The organism is Gordonia sp. (in: high G+C Gram-positive bacteria), assembly GCF_047600385.1.
GTDB lineage: Bacteria > Actinomycetota > Actinomycetes > Mycobacteriales > Mycobacteriaceae > Gordonia.
This window is the reverse complement of sequence record NZ_JASGKZ010000002.1, coordinates 166385-181912: the sequence shown is the minus strand read 5'-3', so window position 1 is coordinate 181912 and position 15528 is coordinate 166385. Positions and strand designations below refer to the sequence as shown.

Below are 15528 nucleotides of genomic sequence, written 5' to 3'. Positions count from 1 at the left end.
GGTCCGGGCGCGTCACCGGACGGGACACGGGAAGGCCCCGCCGGGAAGGGTTCTCCCGGACGGGGCCTCGGTCGAGGACGGCGAGACGGTCTACAGCACCTTCAGGACGTTGCCGTTGGCCACGGTGACGCCGCCGTCGGCGAAGTTCGCGACGTCGGCGAGCGCGGCCTGACCCTCGGGGGAGCCGAGGGCGGCGCCCATGTCCTCCGGGGAGGCGAAGGTCAGGGTGGCGATCTGGTAGTACGGCGGCTTGTTGCCCTCGGCATTGGGGTCGAGGACCTGGACCTCGACGGCCTCCAGGTTCGGGATCTTCAGCGCCAGCGGGGCGTGGGTGCCCTGGTAGTAGGCGTCGAAGGCGGCGGGATCGCTGGGATGTCCATACATCACGGTGAGGCGGTAGCTCATGCGCCGAACGCTAAGCGGCCCGGTCGACGGACCGGTGGGTAACACCGAATCTGTCCGGAATGTGAACACCCCCGCCGGCCCGGTGGCGGCCCGACGATCCGAGCGCTCAGGTGTACAGGTGCACGGTCTCGCGGGAGTGGGCGGGCGCGACGGCCTCGGCGAGGAGGAACTTCGCGACGTCGGTGCGGTCGATCGGGCCCATCTTCTCGCCGGGCGCCAGCTCGGCCTTCACCCGCACCGGCTTGTCCGGGGTCTTCTTGACCAGCATCGACGGACGGACGACGGTCCAGTCGAGGTCGGTCGCGCGGATCGCCTCCTCCTGCCGGTCCTTGTCGGCGTAGACGGTCCGCAGGATCAGCGGCCGGGCGAAGTAGTCGTAGTACCAGGGGCCGTGGCCCTTGCTGTCGCCCGCGCCCATGCCGGTCACGACGATCAGCCGCCCGCACCCGACCCGGGTCATCGCGTCCATGAGGTTCCCGGTGCCGACCTCCAGCAGGTCGCGGGAGTCCGCGGTGAACGGCTTGCTGCCGAGGCAGCTGACGACGACGTCGATGCCGTCGAGGGCGGCCACGAGGCCGTCCCGGTCGCGGACGTCACCGGCGACCACGTCGTCGGCGACCCCGGCGAGCGCCTGCGGGTTCCGGGCCAGCGCGCGCACGCAGACGCGCGGATCGTTCCGGGCCAGCACCGCGCGGCCCATCGGTCCGGTCGCGCCGATCAGCAGGACGTTCGTCTTCTCGCTCATGCCGGTGAGGGTATGCGAGCCCGGTGGGCGCGGTCAGCGGGGGACGGTCGCGCTGAGGGTCAGCCGCACCTCGTCGGCCACCTTGACCGTGCCCATCATCAGCGAGAACGGCTTGATTCCGAAGTCCGACTGGGTCACCGTCGTGTCGCAGACGAAGCCGTAGCCGTCGGCGACCACCGTCAACGGGTGCGGCCGGGTGACGCCGTGCACGGTGAGCTCGCCCTCGACGGAGTGCGTGTCGGCGTCGTGCGTCACCGCGGTGGAGCGGTAGGAGACGGTCGGGTACCTCTTGGCGTCCAGCGACTTGAGGGCGTTGTTGCGGGCGATGCCGGGTTCGGCGCCGGTCCACGGGGCCAGACCGCCCTCGCCCTTGAGGACCTCGAGCGAGTCGACGTCGACGGTGAGCTCCACGGCGGCGGGGCGGCCGTCGTCGTCGAACTCGGCTCGGGCCCGCCAGCTGTTCATCCGGATGGTCAGCTTGTGTCCGGTGCGGGCGGCGCGGCCCGCGGTGCCGGTGCGCAGGATCAGTTCGCCGTCGGCCTGGGTGAGTGTGCGTTCGATCATCGGTGCATCCCTATCAGGTGTTGTCGGCCGCGTCGAGGCGTTCGGCGACGTCGGCTGGGAAGCCGCCGGTGGCGATCGGACCCCAGCGCGTCGGGGTGATCACGATCAGCGACTTGTTCTGCAGTCGCATCGCGGCGCGGTACTCGTCCCAGTCGGAGTGTTCGCCGGCGATCGAGCGGAAGTACTCCACCAGGCCGTCCTCGGCCTCGGGCATGTCGAGCACCTCGGCGTCGCCGTCGACCTGCACCCACGCCTCGTGCCAGGCGTCGGAGAGCACGCAGACGCTCGCCGCCGGATTCCGCTTGAGGTTGACGGTCTTGGCGCGGCCGGGATAGGTGGCGACGACGATGCGTCCGGCCGGGTCGACGCCCGCGCTCACCGGCGACGTCTGGGCGGTGCCGTCGGCGCGGTAGGTGGTCAGGATCATCCGGTGGCGCGGGCGGACGAATTCGAGCAGTTCGTCGAGGCCCACGCGGTTGTTGACGGCGATGGTGCGAGGCATGTCACAGAGCCTACGTGTTTTGACCCGAGTCGAACGGCTCCCGTACTCTGGATCGCTGGTGCCTGGTCCACGTGCGCTCGCCTCTCGCCGGTGAACGTGGAGATCGGCCCCGGGTCCCCACCGGTCGCCGGGAATCGCCGTACCAGACCACTCGACCGGCAGAAGAGAAACAACAGTGAGGACTACTGTGCCTACCTACACCCCGAAGGCCGGTGACGTGACCCGCGAGTGGTACGTCATCGACGCCACCGATGTGGTGCTCGGCCGCCTCTCCGTGCAGGCGGCGAACCTGCTGCGCGGCAAGCACAAGCCGACTTTCGCCCCGCACGTCGACGGCGGCGACTACGTCATCATCATCAACGCCGACAAGGTCGCACTGAGCGGCAACAAGGCCAACGACAAGAAGATCTACCACCACTCGGGTCACCCGGGCGGCCTGAAGTCCCGCACCATGGGCGAGGTTCTGGCCACCCGTCCGGACCGTCTGGTGGAGAAGGCCGTCAAGGGCATGATCCCGAAGAACAAGCTCGGTGACCAGATCGCCTCGAAGCTGAAGGTCTACGCCGGCCCGAACCACCCCCACGCGGCCCAGCGCCCCGTTCCCTTCGAGATCAAGCAGGTGTCCCAGTGACTGACGAGAACGTGAACAACGACGTCGAGGTCGTCGACGAAGAGGTCGTTCTGGAAGACGGCGCTTACACCACCGAGTCCGACGACGCCCCGGCCGCCGAGGTCGTCTCGCGCGGTCCGGTCGTCATCGACCACCCGATCCAGACCGTCGGCCGCCGCAAGGAGGCCGTCGTCCGCGTCCGCCTGCTGCCGGGCACCGGCGAGTTCAAGCTCAACGGCCGCACCCTCGAGGACTACTTCCCGAACAAGGTGCACCAGCAGCTCATCAAGGCTCCGCTGGTCACCGTCGAGCGTCCCGACGTCTTCGACATCCACGCCAAGCTCGTCGGCGGCGGCCCCTCGGGCCAGGCCGGTGCGCTGCGTCTGGCGATCGCCCGCGCGCTGATCGAGGTCAGCCCCGAGGATCGTCCGGCCCTCAAGAAGGCAGGCTTCCTGACCCGCGACGATCGTGCCGTGGAGCGCAAGAAGTACGGCCTCAAGAAGGCCCGCAAGGCTTCGCAGTACAGCAAGCGCTGATCGCTTCGCAGACTGTGGCTCGCCTTTTCGGCACCGACGGCGTCCGGGGCCAGGCCAACGACCAGCTCACCGCAGAGCTGGCGTTGGGTCTGGCCTCGGCCGCCGTTTGCGTTCTCGGTGCAGATGCTCTCTCGTCCGGCAGTCGACCCCGCGTGGTGGTCGGCCGCGACCCCCGGGCCTCCGGGGAACTCCTCGAAGCCGCGCTGTGCGCGGGCCTGGCCGCCGCCGGGGCCGACGCGATCCGGGTCGGCGTGGTGCCGACCCCGGCCGTGGCCTTCCTGACCGCCGACTACGCGGCGGACTTCGGCGTGATGATCTCCGCCTCCCACAACCCCATGCCGGACAACGGCATCAAGTTCTTCGGCGCGGGCGGGCACAAACTGTCCGACGACGTCGAGGACGCGATCGAAGAAGCGATGGACGGCCCGCAGCCGCGCCCGGTCGGTGCGGCCGTCGGCCGCCTGGTCGACGCCCCCGACGCCGTGCACCGCTACCTCGATCATCTCGTCGCCTGCGGCGGCAGCCACCTCGAGGGCCTGACCGTCGTCGTGGACTGCGCGAACGGCGCGGCGTCGTCGATCGGTCCGCAGGCCTACTCCGCGGCCGGTGCGCGCGTGATCGCGATCCACTCCGACCCCGACGGCCTCAACATCAACGACGGCTGCGGCTCCACCCACCTGGAGAACCTCCAGGCGGCGGTGCTCGAACACGGCGCGGACCTGGGGCTGGCGCACGACGGCGACGCCGACCGCTGCCTCGCGGTGGACTCCACCGGGGCCGTGGTCGACGGCGACCAGATCATGGCGATCCTGGCGCTGGCCATGCATGAGCGCGGCGAGCTGACCGACGACGTCCTGGTCGCGACCGTGATGAGCAACCTGGGTCTGCACCTGGCCATGAAGCAGGCGGGCATCGAGGTCAGGGTGACCGGTGTCGGCGACCGCTACGTGCTCGAAGAGCTCCGCTCCGGCGGGTACGCGCTCGGCGGCGAGCAGTCCGGGCACATCGTGATCCCGTCCGCCGGGACCACCGGCGACGGCGTCCTCACCGGCCTGCTGCTGGCCCGCCGCGTGGCCGAGACCGGCACGCGACTGGCCGACCTGGCCGGGGTGATGTCGGTGCTCCCGCAGGAGCTGATCAACGTGTCGGTGTCGGACAAGCACGCCGTCGCCGCCGCGGACACCGTGCAGGCGGCCGTCGCCGAGGCCGAGGCCGAACTCGACGGCAGCGGCCGGATCCTGCTGCGGCCCTCGGGTACCGAGCAACTGGTCCGGGTGATGGTCGAGGCCACCACGGCCGACGATGCGCGGTCGATCGCCGAGCGCGTGGCCGACGTGGTCGCCGCCGTCTGATCCGACTCGTCCGCACCTTCCCGGCGACCGGCGGTCGCCGGGAGGGTCGGCACGGGGAATCGGCGTGTCGAGGGAACCGAACTCGGCTCCGCTGCGTCTAACCCTGTATGAACGACGCACTCCGGCTCGACACCGACGCCGTGAAACATCTGGTCACCAGGCAGAACGCGGTGGCCGTCGCACTCGAAGGCTCGGCTCGCCGACTCGACCGAGAGCACGGCTGGGCGCACACCCCGGTTCACCGGGAGGCCGCCGAGGCCCTCCGGTGCCGCCTGGAGGAGATCGCCGGGCGCCTCAGCGCGTGCGCGACCGGGCTCGCCGAACTCGCCGTGCGCGCCGGCGCGCACGCCGACGCGGTGGCCGAGGCGGACCGGGAGATCCCGGGATGAGCCCGATCGAGGCGTTCCTGGCCCTGCTGCGGAGTTGGCGCGACCGCGGGGCGGTGGTCTTCGACGCCGACGAGGTGGCGGCCCCGCACGCCGCGGTGACGGCCTTCGATCTCGGCGCGTTCGGGGCGACGGCCGAAGCGTTGCGGACCGATTCGGCCCTGGTCGGCGACACCCTCCGCCGGGTGGCGGGGGTGCGCGCCGAGGTGCCGCTGAGCTGGACCGGAACCGGGGCCGACGCGCTCGTGGGCGCCTCGACCCGGATCCTCGACGACCTCGCCCCCGCCGCGGAGGCGTTGGCGATCCACGCCCGCATGATGTCGGCCGCACACCTGATCCTCGGCGAGGTGATCGACGACTACCGGTCGGCGATGACGGAGGCGGCCGAGCCGCTCGCCGTCACGATGAGCACGGGGGAGGCGCGCACCGAGCTCGGTGCGCGCCTGGATCTGGTGCACGCCGCGGGCACCGCGGCCTCCCGGGCGGTGAACGACGGCATCGGCGTGCTGCACCGAGGGTGGCGTTCCCCGGGCGAACTGGTCCTGGCGGGCGAGCGGTGAGCCCGCTCGCGGAGCTGGAGGCGATCGCGGCCCGGGCGCGGGCCGAACTCGCCGTCGCCCGGCGCCGGTACCGACGGCGCCGGGTACCCGGCGATGCCGGACGCGCGGAGTCGGCGCGTCGCCGCGCCGCCGTCGAGTCCGACTCGCTGCCACCGCTGATGACCCGCGTCGGATACGGGCGTACCGGGTCGGCCGCTGGCGATAGGGTGGAGCCGTGATCGGGAAGAAGAAAGTCGTCGCGCCGCCGCCGGATCAGTCGATGAAAGACCTGGCGCGCCGCGGGCCGCACAAGGTCGATCGCGGCGATCTCGGCATCGTCGGACTCGCCGGGCAGGTGTTCGCGCCCCGGACCGGCACCGACCTGCCGGCGATCGCGTTCGGGCACGCGTGGCTGCGCGACAGCGCCGCCTACCGCGACCTGATGTTCCATCTGGCGTCGTGGGGCATCGTCGTCGCCGCGCCCGATTCGGAACGGGGTCCGCTCGCCTCGGACATCGAACTGGCCACCGACCTGCGGGCCGCGCTGACCGTGGTGCAGAGCGTGCGGCTGGGCACCTCCGACGCGATCACCGTGGACCCGGAGAAGGTGGGGCTGGTGGGGCACGGCTTCGGTGCCGCGGCCGCCGTGCGCGCCGCCTCGGCCGAAGCGCTCCTGGGTCGGCCGCAGATCCCGGTGAAGGCCCTGATCCCGCTGTTCCCGGCACCCACCACGGCCACGCTGCTGCCCGCCGCCGAGAGCGTCACCGCGCCGACGCTGATCGTGGCCGGCGCCGGTGAGATCGATTCGATGGCCGGCAACGCCCTGGTGCTGGCTCAAACCGTGGGCGGTGACGTGGTGCTGCGCACACTGCCCGGCGGCGACTCGAAAGGTCTGCTCGAGCGCTTCTCGCCCAAGTCGCTCATCGGGATCAACGGTGCCGAGCGCAAACTCCACGCGGCGGTCCGGGCGCAGGTCACCGGCTTTCTGCTGCACCGCTTGACCGGTGACGAGAGGTACGCGGCCTTCTCCGATCCGGAGGTCGCGATGGGCGGTCTGCTCGTCGTGGATCCGGCCACGCAGCGGCGCGCCGACGTCGATCATTTCGCCCAGCTGCTGGGGGTGGCGCCGTTCGACGCCGCCGCCGAGCCGCCCGCCGACGAGCGCGACACGAAAGGTCTGCCCGCCGCCAGGTAAACTCGACGACCATGTGCGGAATCGTCGGATACGTGGGGCATCGACAGGCCCTGCCCATCGTCATCGAGGCCCTGCGACGCATGGAGTACCGCGGTTACGACTCCGCGGGCGCCGCCGTCGCCGACGGCGACGGGGCGATCGCGGTGGAGAAGAAGGCCGGTCGTCTGGAGAACCTGGAGAAGGCCATCTCCGAGGTGGGCGCGGACACGCTGTCGGGCACCACCGGCATGGGCCACACCCGGTGGGCCACCCACGGTCAGCCGACCGACCGCAACGCGCACCCGCAGCAGAGCACCGACCACGAGTTCGCGGTGGTGCACAACGGCATTCTGGAGAACTACGCGCCGCTGCGCGCCGAACTCGAGGACTTCGGCATCGAGTTCGAATCCGACACCGACACCGAGACCGCCGTGCATCTGCTGGCGCGCGAGTACGCGTTCGGCGCCCACGCCGGCGACTTCGTGGGCAGCGCCTACGCCACGCTGCGTCGCCTGGAGGGCGCGTTCACCGTCGTGTTCATGTCCGCCGAGCACCCCGGCACCATCGTCGCCGCGCGCCGCTCCACCCCGCTGGTGGTGGGCGTGGGCGAGAACGAGATGTTCGTCGCGTCCGACGTGACCGCGTTCATCGAGCACACCCGCGACGCGATCGAGCTGGGCCAGGACGAGGTCGTGGTGATCACCGCGGACTCGTTCGACATCACCGACTTCGACGGCACCCCGACCGGCGGCAAGCCCTTCCACATCGACTGGGACCTGGCGGCCGCGGAGAAGGGCGGCTACGAGTACTTCATGCTCAAGGAGATCGCCGAGCAGCCCGAGGCGCTGGTGAACACCCTCCTCGGGCACCTGCAGGGCGGGCGCATCGTGCTCGACGAGCAGCGGCTCTCCGACCAGGACCTCCGCGACGTCGACAAGGTCTTCGTCGTCGCCTGCGGCACCGCCTACCACGCGGGCATGATCGCCAAGTACGCCATCGAGCACTGGACCCGACTGCCCGTCGAGGTGGAGCTGGCCAGCGAGTTCCGCTACCGCGACCCGGTCCTGGACCGGTCGACGCTGGTGGTCGCGATCAGCCAGTCCGGGGAGACCGCCGACACGCTGGAGGCGGTGCGACACGCGAAGGACCAGAAGGCGCGCGTCCTGGCCATCTGCAACACCAACGGCGCCCAGATCCCGCGCGAATCCGATGCGGTGCTCTACACGCACGCCGGTCCGGAGATCGGTGTCGCCTCCACCAAATGCTTCCTGGCGCAGATCGCCGCCGCCTACATGGTCGGTCTGGCGCTGGCCCAGGCCGTCGGCACCAAGTACCCCGACGAGGTGGTCGCCGAGTTCCGCGCGCTGGAGGCCATCCCCGCCGCGGTGGAGAAGGTCCTGGAGCAGATGGAGCCGGTGCGTGAACTGGCCCGCAGCTACGCCGCCAGCGACACCGTCCTGTTCCTGGGCCGGCACGTCGGCTACCCGGTGGCGCTGGAGGGCGCGCTCAAACTCAAGGAGCTCGCCTACATCCACGCCGAGGGATTCGCCGCGGGCGAGTTGAAGCACGGCCCGATCGCTCTGATCGAAGACGGGCTGCCGGTGATCATCGTGATGCCGTCGCCGGAGGGCCGTGCGGTGCTCCACTCCAAGATGATCAGCAACATCCGGGAGATCCAGGCCCGCGGTGCGCGCACCATCGTGATCGCCGAGCCGGGTGACGAGGCGGCCGCCGCGGTGGCCGACCACCTGATCCCGATCCCGCACACCCCGACGCTGCTGCAACCGCTGGTGTCCACGGTGCCGCTGCAGGTGTTCGCGGCCACCGTCGCCCAGGAGCGCGGCTACGACGTCGACAAGCCGCGTAACCTCGCGAAGTCGGTGACGGTCGAGTAGCCGTGATCGGCTACTACACCGCGGATCAGATCCGCGCCGCCGAGGAGTCCACCGGTGAACTGCTGACCGGCGGCGTCCTGATGGCGCGTGCCGCGAACGGGGTGGCCCGGGTCGCCGCCGCGGAACTCGTCGCGCGCTGCGACGGCGTGTACGGGCGGCGGGTCGGCATGGTGGTCGGCGCGGGCAACAACGGCGGGGACGCGCTGTACGCGGGAGCGTTGTTGCGTCGTCGCGGGGTAGCGGTCGACGCGGTGCTCCTGGCCCCCGATGCCGCTCACCCCGGAGGGCTCGCGGCGTTCCGCCGGGCCGGTGGGCGGGTCACCGAGCGTCTCGCACCGGACACCGATCTGGTGATCGACGCCGTCGTCGGGTTGGGCGGGCGCGGACCGCTGCGCCCGAACGCGGCCGAGGTGTTCGCGGGCGTGTTCGCCCCCGTGCTGGCGGTGGATCTGCCGTCGGGCGTCGACCCGGACACCGGAGTGGTGCACGAACCCTCGGTGCGGGCGGACGTCTGCGTCACGTTCGGCGAACGCCGGCTGGCGCATCTGCTGGCCGCGCCGTCCTGCGGCCGCATCGAGGTGATCGACATCGGCCTCGACCTGTCGACCCGACTCGTCCACCGGTGGGGGCGGCAGCGGAAGAGCATCGAGACCGGGAACAGGGAACCCGGTGTCGCCTGTCTGACCGATCGAGACGTCGCCCTGCTGTGGCCGCGACCCGGACCGCAGGACGACAAGTACTCCCAGGGCGTCGTCGGGATCGTCGCCGGTTCCGACCGGTATCCCGGGGCCGCCGTGCTCAGCACGGCGGGCTCGGTGGCGGCGACGTCGGGGATGACCCGCTTCGTCGGCTCGGCGGCGCCCCAGGTGGTGGCCCACCGACCCGAGGTGGTGGCGGTGACCGACTTCGACGACGCCGGTCGGGTCCAGGCCTGGGTCGTCGGCCCGGGCCTGGGCACCGACGGTCCCGCCGAGGAACTCGTCGAGCGGGTGCTGGCGACCGAGCTGCCGGTGCTGGTGGACGCCAATGCGCTCACCGTCGTCGCGCGCCGACCCGAACTGCTGGAGCGAGACGCGCCGACCCTGCTGACGCCGCATGCCGGAGAGTTCGAACGCCTCGCCGGGGCGCCCGTGGGAGCGGATCGGCTCACCGCGGTCCGGGAGCTCGCCGCGCGGCTGAACTCCACCGTGCTGCTCAAAGGACGGATCACGCTGATCGCCGAACCGGGCGGCGGGGTGCTCGGCAACGACGCCGGGGGCTCGGCGGCGGCGACGGCGGGCGCCGGCGACGTGCTGGCCGGGATCGCCGGAGCGCTGTTGGCCGTCGACCGGCCGTCGTCGCTCTTCTGGGGTGCCGAACGGCCGCCGATGCTCGACGCGGCGGCCGCGGCGCGTGTGCACGCCGTGGCCGCGCTGCTGGCCAGCGGCGGCGGCACGATCCCCATCGGCGCCTCCGACCTGGTGGCGGCGGTGCCCGAGGCGTTGCGCCGGGTGCTGGATCCGTCGTCGGACCGTTCCGGGGAGGAAGACTGACATGACAGAACCGACCGTTTCCGGGGAGACCGTCTCCGGGGGGACCGCTTCCACGGCCGCGGGCCCGGCCATGCCCGCGCCGCTCACCGTGACCGTCGACCTCGACGCGATCGCCCACAACGTCCGGGTGATCACCGACCGGGCGGGCGTGCCGCCGATCGCGGTGGTCAAGGCCGACGGCTACGGCCACGGTGCGGTGCCCGTCGCCCGGGCCGCGCTCGCGGCGGGTGCGGCCGAACTCGGCACCGCGCACGTCAGCGAGGCTCTCGCTCTCCGCGCCGCCGGGATCGACGCGCACATCACGGCGTGGCTGCACAGCCCGTCCACCGATTTCGCCGCCGCGATCGCCGCCGACGTCGACGTCGCGGTCTCGTCGTCGCGGCAGCTGGCCGCCGTCGTCGCCGCGGCCCGTGAGCTCGGGACCACGGCCACGGTCACCGCCAAGGTCGACACCGGACTCGGTCGCAGCGGTATCGGGCACGCCGACTGGGCGGACACCGCCCGGGCGCTGGCGAGAGCTCAGGCCGAAGGCGCGATCACGCTGCGCGCGATGATGTGCCACCTGGCCTGCGGTGACGAGCCGGACAATCCGCTCAACACCGCGCAGGCGCAGCGGCTCGACGAGGCGACCCGCGAACTGGTCGCACTCGGCGTGACCCCGGAACTGACCCACGTCGCCAACTCGCCTGCGGCGCTGACCCGCCCCGACCTGGCCCGCGACCTCGTGCGGCCCGGCGTCGCGCTCTACGGGGGGCGGCCGATCCCGGAACGGGGCGACTTCGGTCTGATCCCCGCGATGACGCTCACCGCCGAGGTCGCGCTGGTGAAGCGGATCCCCGCCGGGCAGGGCGTCTCGTACGGGCACCGGTGGGTCGCCCCGCGGGACACGGTGATCGCGGTGCTCGCCGCCGGATACGCGGACGGGATCCCGCGTCTGCTCTCCGGCCGGTTCGACGTCGACGTCGCGGGCCGGCGCTTCCCGAGCGTCGGACGCGTCTGCATGGACCAGCTGGTGATCGACCTCGGACCCGACGGCGGCGGCGTCGCCGAAGGCGATCGGGCGGTCCTGTTCGGCGCGAGCCGGTCCGGCCGGCCACCGGTGCCGACCGCGACGGAGTGGGCGGCGACGATCGACACCATCGACTACGAGATCTTCACCGGGATACGGGGCCGGGCCCGTCGTCGCTATGTCGGAGGCGCGGCCGAGAACGCGGACACGCCGGGCCCGGACACCCGGGAGGCGGCGCGGTGAGCGAGTCCGATCCGACGGCACCGGAGCCGGCGACCCCGGCTCGTGAGGCTCGGGGAGTCGAGACGCCCCCGGCGAAGAGCCCGCAGGCACAGCGCGCCCTGACCTCGGGGCTGAAGGACGTCGGCTCGCTCGGCGCCACCGTCGGCGGCAACGTCGCTGCGGCGTCGTCGCCGCCGGCGCAAGGGCACCGACGTCGATCCGCACGTCGGCGTCGACTTCACCACGATCTACGACGACGAGCCGTCCACCGTCATCGCCGACGACGGCGTCGGGCTGGCGGTGCGCACGTGTCGGACCGGGGACCCCGCCGACGAGCGTGAACCGGAGCTGACGGTGATCTTCGTCCACGGTTTCACCCTGCGCATGGCGGCGTGGCACTTCCAGCGGTACGAGCTCGCCCGGCGCTGGGCCGATCGGCGGATCACGATGGTCTTCTACGACCAGCGCGGCCACGGCAAGAGCGATCCCGCACCGGCGGCGAGCTGTTCGGTCCCGCAACTCGGCGAAGACCTCGCGGCGGTGATCCGGGCGACGGCGCCGACCGGTCCGGTGGTGCTGGTCGGACATTCGATGGGCGGCATGACGGTGATGGCGCTGGCGCGCCGCCACCCCGACCTGTTCGGTCACGAGGGCCGGGTCAGCGGCGTCGGCCTGGTCTCGACCGCGGCCCGCGGCATCACCGAGGCCGGGCTGGGCGAGGGGTTGAACAATCCGATCGTCGACGCTCTGCGTCTCTCGGTCCGGCACTTCCCGCGCCTGGTCCAGGCCGGTCGGGGCGTCACCCGGCGGGTCGTGTACCCGGTGCTGGTCGCCGGGAGCTTCGGCCCCGACTACTACAGTCCGGCCACCGAGCGCGCCGCGGAGAAGATGATCCAGAACACCTCGATCTCGACGATGGTGAACTTCCTGCACGCCTTGGAGCGCCACGACGAGTCCACGGCGATCCCGGTGCTCGCGCAGGTCCCGTCCGTCGTGATGTGCGGCGACGCCGATCGGGTCACCCCGCTGCCGAACTCGGTGCGGATGTTCTCCGCACTCGGTGACGATGCGCGGCTGGTGATCGGCGAGGGCTGCGGTCACACGCTGCCGATGGAGTACCCGGATCTGGTGAACGACGCGCTCGACCAGCTGGTCGAGCGCGCTCGTCCGGCGCATCCGCGGCCGACCCGGCCGCGTCCGGTGACGAGCTGGTATCGGGGGTCGCGATGAGCGGGTGCGCACGCGGGGTCCCCGGCAGCCGGGTGCTGCCCGAGACCGCCGACACCGAGGCGCTCGGCGCCGATCTCGCCTCGATCCTGAGACCCGGCGACCTGGTGATCCTCGACGGCCCGCTGGGCGCGGGCAAGACGGCCCTGACCCGCGGTCTCGCGGCCGGTCTCGGGGTGACGGGTCGGGTGTCGTCGCCGACGTTCATCATCGCCCGCCAGCACGCCCCCGGAGTGCCGGGCGGCCCGGGCCTGATCCACGTCGACGCCTACCGGCTCGGCGGGCTCGACGACCTCGACGCGCTCGACCTGGACACGGATCTGGCCGATTCGGTGGTCGTCGTGGAGTGGGGCGAGGGGGTGGCCGAGCGGCTGGTCGACGAGTTCCTGCTGGTGCGGCTGCGCCGGACCGAGGCGAACCCTCCGGGGACGCTCGACGCCGGGAACGACGTGAGCGGGTCGGGGGTGTTCGACGCCGGGAACGACGTGAGCGGGTCGGGGGTGTTCGACGCCGGGAACGACGTGGGCGGGTCGGAGACCCCGGCCGACGAATCAGAGGTGCGGACGGCGACCTGGGAATGGGTGAGAAATGACTGAGGCGACCGAGCGGTGGATCCTGGCGCTGGACACCGCGACCCCGTCGGTGGTGGCCGGAGTGGTCCGGCTGGGCTCCGACGGGTCGATCGAGTCGCGGGCGGAACGGAAGGTGGACGATCATCGTCGTCACGCCGAGGTGCTCACCTCGCTGATCGGTGAGGTGCTGGCCGACGCCGGGATCACCGGTGCGGACCTGGCGGCGGTGGTGACCGGGTGCGGTCCGGGGCCGTTCACGGGTCTGCGCGTGGGGATGGCCACGGCTTCCGCGTACGCCGATGCGCTCGATCTCCCGGTGTACGGGGTGTGTTCGCTCGAATGCGATCGCGGCCGCGGCGACCGAGTCGCCGGAGATCCTGGTGGTGACCGATGCGCGCCGCCGCGAGGTGTACTGGGCGAGGTACTCGGGGGGCGCACGGGTCGCCGGCCCCGAGGTGAGCGCGCCCGACGTCGTCGAACCGGGTGCGGCGGCCGTCGTGGCCGGTACTCCGGGATTCACCGATCGTTACGGACCGCCGGTGTCGTCGGCGACGGTGCCGACGGCGGCCTCGCTGGTGGCCGCGGCGCTCGCCCCTTCGACAGGCTCAGGGAGCGGGACGGAAAGCTCGGGGAGCGGATCCGAAGGCTCGGGGCTCGGTGCGCCCGAGCCGTTGGTGCCGCTATATCTGCGTCGTCCGGACGCCGTCGAGCTGAAGGATCAGCGGCGCAAGTCGCTGCTGTGAGGACGCCGTCGTGATCGTCGACGCGCTCACCCCGCGTGACCTGCCGCGGTGCGCGGAACTGGAGATCGAGCTGTTCGCGGGGGACTCGCCGTGGCCGCTGACCGGTTTCGTGAGCGAGCTCGCGGCACCGCACAACCGCTATTTCGCGCTGCGGGAGGCCCCGGACGAGCCCGTCGCCGGGTACGCGGGGATCAGCGTGCTGGGTCCGCCCGGCGACCACGAGTGCGAGGTGCACACCATCGCCGTCGCCCCGGGACGGCAGGGGACCGGGGGCGGTCGGGCGTTGATGGATGCCATGCTGGCCGTCGCCGACGCCCACGGCGCACCGGTGTTCCTGGAGGTGCGCACCGACAACGCGCCGGCCGTCAGACTGTACGAGAACTCGGGGTTCGCCGTGGCGGGCGTGCGCCGCAACTACTATCAGCCGTCCGGCGCCGACGCCTACACCATGGTGCGGCCCGCGCGGGAGGAGGAGCCCGGCCCGTGATCGTGATGGGGATCGAGAGTTCGTGCGACGAGACCGGTGTCGGCATCGTCTCGTGGGACGGAGAGTCGGCGACGCTGCTGGCCGACGAGGTGGCCTCGAGTCAGGACGAGCATGCCCGCTACGGCGGCGTGGTGCCCGAGGTCGCCTCCCGCGCGCACCTGGAGGCGATGGTGCCGACCATGCGGCGGGCCCGCGAGGCCGCCGGGATCGACCGGCCCGACGCGATCGCGGTGACCATCGGACCCGGCTTGGCCGGTGCGCTCCTGGTGGGGGTGGCCGCGGCCAAGGCGTACGCGCTGGCGTGGGACGTGCCGTTGTACGCGGTGAACCACCTGGGCGGGCACGTCGCCGTCGACACCCTGGAACACGGCCCGATGCCGTCGTCGGTGGCCCTGCTGGTCTCCGGCGGGCACACGCATCTGCTCGGGATCGACGATCTGGCCCGGCCCATCGACGAGCTGGGCACGACGATCGACGACGCCGCGGGGGAGGCCTTCGACAAGGTCGCGCGGCTGCTCGATCTCGGCTACCCCGGCGGCCCGGTGATCGACGCGATGGCCCGCGACGGGGATCCGGAGGCGATCCGCTTCCCGCGCGGCCTCACCGGGCCGCGGGACGCGCCGTACGACTTCTCGTTCTCCGGACTCAAGACCGCCGTCGCCCGCTACGTGGAGGGCGAGGTGCGCGCCGGTCGTGCGGTGAGCGTGCCCGACGTGGCGGCGAGCTTCCAGGAGGCCGTCGCCGACGTGCTCACCGCCAAGGCGATGCGGGCGTGCACCGAACGCGGCGTCGACACCCTGGTGCTCGGCGGCGGGGCGACCGCGAACTCGCGGATCCGGGCGCTGGCCCGGGAGCGGGCGGACGCGGCCGGGGTGGAGCTGCGCGTCCCCGCGCCGCGGCTGTGCACCGACAACGGGGTGATGGTCGCGACGCTCGGCGCGCACGTGATCGCCGGCGGCGCACCGCCGTCGCCGCTGACCGTGGCCACCGATCCCGGGATGTCGGTGCAGGTCAGCAAGCTGTAGTCC

The 15528-nt window shown here is 72.2% G+C and carries 16 protein-coding genes and 3 pseudogenes; 15 read left to right on the top strand and 4 right to left on the bottom strand.

The features are described from left to right. Positions 1-90: 90 nt before the first annotated feature. The 4 genes from QM809_RS18370 to QM809_RS18355 all read right to left on the bottom strand — a co-directional run bounded on the left by QM809_RS18370 (position 91) and on the right by QM809_RS18355 (position 2216). Positions 91-405: an EthD family reductase gene (locus QM809_RS18370; RefSeq protein WP_415047294.1), complete on the bottom strand. Its 315-nt coding sequence runs from the start codon at positions 403-405 to the stop codon at positions 91-93. Positions 406-511: 106 nt separating this feature from the next. Continuing rightward, the gene (locus QM809_RS18365) at positions 512-1150 is read right to left on the bottom strand and encodes an NAD(P)-dependent oxidoreductase (RefSeq protein ID WP_415047293.1); all 639 of its coding nucleotides are present in this window, start codon (positions 1148-1150) and stop codon (positions 512-514) included. A gap of 33 nt (positions 1151-1183) precedes the next feature. Beyond that, a complete protein-coding gene (locus QM809_RS18360) occupies positions 1184-1714 on the bottom strand; it encodes a YceI family protein (RefSeq protein ID WP_415047292.1) in 531 nt (176 codons plus the stop codon). Positions 1715-1727: 13 nt separating this feature from the next. Then, a complete protein-coding gene (locus QM809_RS18355) occupies positions 1728-2216 on the bottom strand; it encodes a PPOX class F420-dependent oxidoreductase (protein WP_415047291.1) in 489 nt (162 codons plus the stop codon). A gap of 187 nt (positions 2217-2403) precedes the next feature. Between QM809_RS18355 and rplM the strand changes: the two genes are divergently transcribed. From rplM to tsaD, 15 genes and pseudogenes are all read left to right on the top strand, one after another. Beyond that, positions 2404-2847: a 50S ribosomal protein L13 gene (gene rplM, locus QM809_RS18350; protein WP_415047290.1), complete on the top strand. Its 444-nt coding sequence runs from the start codon at positions 2404-2406 to the stop codon at positions 2845-2847. Next, complete coding sequence (rpsI, locus tag QM809_RS18345) at positions 2844-3362, top strand: 30S ribosomal protein S9 (protein ID WP_415047289.1); 519 nt, start codon at positions 2844-2846, stop codon at positions 3360-3362. Before rplM ends, rpsI begins: the two co-directional genes overlap by 4 nt. Positions 3363-3376: 14 nt before the next feature. Next, positions 3377-4714 carry a phosphoglucosamine mutase gene (gene glmM / locus QM809_RS18340; RefSeq protein ID WP_415047288.1) on the top strand — a complete coding sequence of 446 codons (1338 nt, stop codon included), beginning with the start codon at positions 3377-3379 and terminating at the stop codon, positions 4712-4714. 107 nt (positions 4715-4821) lie between these two features. Further along, on the top strand, positions 4822-5103 hold the full coding sequence (locus QM809_RS18335) for a hypothetical protein (protein ID WP_415047287.1): 282 nt from the start codon (positions 4822-4824) through the stop codon (positions 5101-5103). Beyond that, positions 5100-5660 (top strand): hypothetical protein, encoded by a 561-nt coding sequence (locus QM809_RS18330; RefSeq protein WP_415047286.1) that lies wholly within the window; start codon positions 5100-5102, stop codon positions 5658-5660. The genes QM809_RS18335 and QM809_RS18330 overlap by 4 nt, the downstream gene beginning before the upstream one ends. Further along, a complete protein-coding gene (locus tag QM809_RS18325; protein WP_415047285.1) occupies positions 5657-5878 on the top strand; it encodes a hypothetical protein in 222 nt (73 codons plus the stop codon). The genes QM809_RS18330 and QM809_RS18325 overlap by 4 nt, the downstream gene beginning before the upstream one ends. Beyond that, on the top strand, positions 5875-6834 hold the full coding sequence (locus QM809_RS18320) for a dienelactone hydrolase family protein (protein ID WP_415047284.1): 960 nt from the start codon (positions 5875-5877) through the stop codon (positions 6832-6834). The genes QM809_RS18325 and QM809_RS18320 overlap by 4 nt, the downstream gene beginning before the upstream one ends. Positions 6835-6845: 11 nt before the next feature. Then, the gene (glmS, locus tag QM809_RS18315; protein WP_415047283.1) at positions 6846-8708 is read left to right on the top strand and encodes a glutamine--fructose-6-phosphate transaminase (isomerizing); all 1863 of its coding nucleotides are present in this window, start codon (positions 6846-6848) and stop codon (positions 8706-8708) included. Between the two features lie 2 nt (positions 8709-8710). Next, positions 8711-10240 carry an NAD(P)H-hydrate dehydratase gene (locus QM809_RS18310; protein WP_415047282.1) on the top strand — a complete coding sequence of 510 codons (1530 nt, stop codon included), beginning with the start codon at positions 8711-8713 and terminating at the stop codon, positions 10238-10240. A gap of 70 nt (positions 10241-10310) precedes the next feature. Next, positions 10311-11492: an alanine racemase gene (gene alr / locus QM809_RS18305; protein WP_415047454.1), complete on the top strand. Its 1182-nt coding sequence runs from the start codon at positions 10311-10313 to the stop codon at positions 11490-11492. Between the two features lie 110 nt (positions 11493-11602). Then, positions 11603-12701, top strand: a pseudogene (locus QM809_RS18300) (alpha/beta fold hydrolase). After that, a pseudogene (gene tsaE / locus QM809_RS18295) lies at positions 12698-13105 on the top strand (tRNA (adenosine(37)-N6)-threonylcarbamoyltransferase complex ATPase subunit type 1 TsaE); the annotation flags it as partial. The pseudogenes QM809_RS18300 and tsaE, both read left to right, overlap by 4 nt. Positions 13106-13286: 181 nt before the next feature. After that, positions 13287-14013: pseudogene (gene tsaB / locus QM809_RS18290) on the top strand (tRNA (adenosine(37)-N6)-threonylcarbamoyltransferase complex dimerization subunit type 1 TsaB). 10 nt (positions 14014-14023) lie between these two features. Further along, positions 14024-14500: a ribosomal protein S18-alanine N-acetyltransferase gene (gene rimI / locus QM809_RS18285; RefSeq protein ID WP_415047281.1), complete on the top strand. Its 477-nt coding sequence runs from the start codon at positions 14024-14026 to the stop codon at positions 14498-14500. After that, the gene (gene tsaD, locus QM809_RS18280) at positions 14497-15525 is read left to right on the top strand and encodes a tRNA (adenosine(37)-N6)-threonylcarbamoyltransferase complex transferase subunit TsaD (protein WP_415047280.1); all 1029 of its coding nucleotides are present in this window, start codon (positions 14497-14499) and stop codon (positions 15523-15525) included. Before rimI ends, tsaD begins: the two co-directional genes overlap by 4 nt. The last annotated feature ends 3 nt before the right edge of the window (positions 15526-15528 follow it).

Excerpts from the sequence above, each read along its gene's own strand:
- QM809_RS18370 (WP_415047294.1), bottom strand. The coding sequence starts at position 405 with ATGAGCTACCGCCTCACCGTGATGTATGGACATCCCAGCGATCCCGCC.
- QM809_RS18365 (WP_415047293.1), bottom strand. The coding sequence starts at position 1,150 with ATGAGCGAGAAGACGAACGTCCTGCTGATCGGCGCGACCGGACCGATG.
- QM809_RS18360 (WP_415047292.1), bottom strand. The coding sequence starts at position 1,714 with ATGATCGAACGCACACTCACCCAGGCCGACGGCGAACTGATCCTGCGC.
- QM809_RS18355 (WP_415047291.1), bottom strand. The coding sequence starts at position 2,216 with ATGCCTCGCACCATCGCCGTCAACAACCGCGTGGGCCTCGACGAACTG.
- QM809_RS18335 (WP_415047287.1), top strand. The coding sequence starts at position 4,822 with ATGAACGACGCACTCCGGCTCGACACCGACGCCGTGAAACATCTGGTC.
- QM809_RS18330 (WP_415047286.1), top strand. The coding sequence starts at position 5,100 with ATGAGCCCGATCGAGGCGTTCCTGGCCCTGCTGCGGAGTTGGCGCGAC.
- glmS (WP_415047283.1), top strand. The coding sequence starts at position 6,846 with ATGTGCGGAATCGTCGGATACGTGGGGCATCGACAGGCCCTGCCCATC.
- alr (WP_415047454.1), top strand. The coding sequence starts at position 10,311 with ATGCCCGCGCCGCTCACCGTGACCGTCGACCTCGACGCGATCGCCCAC.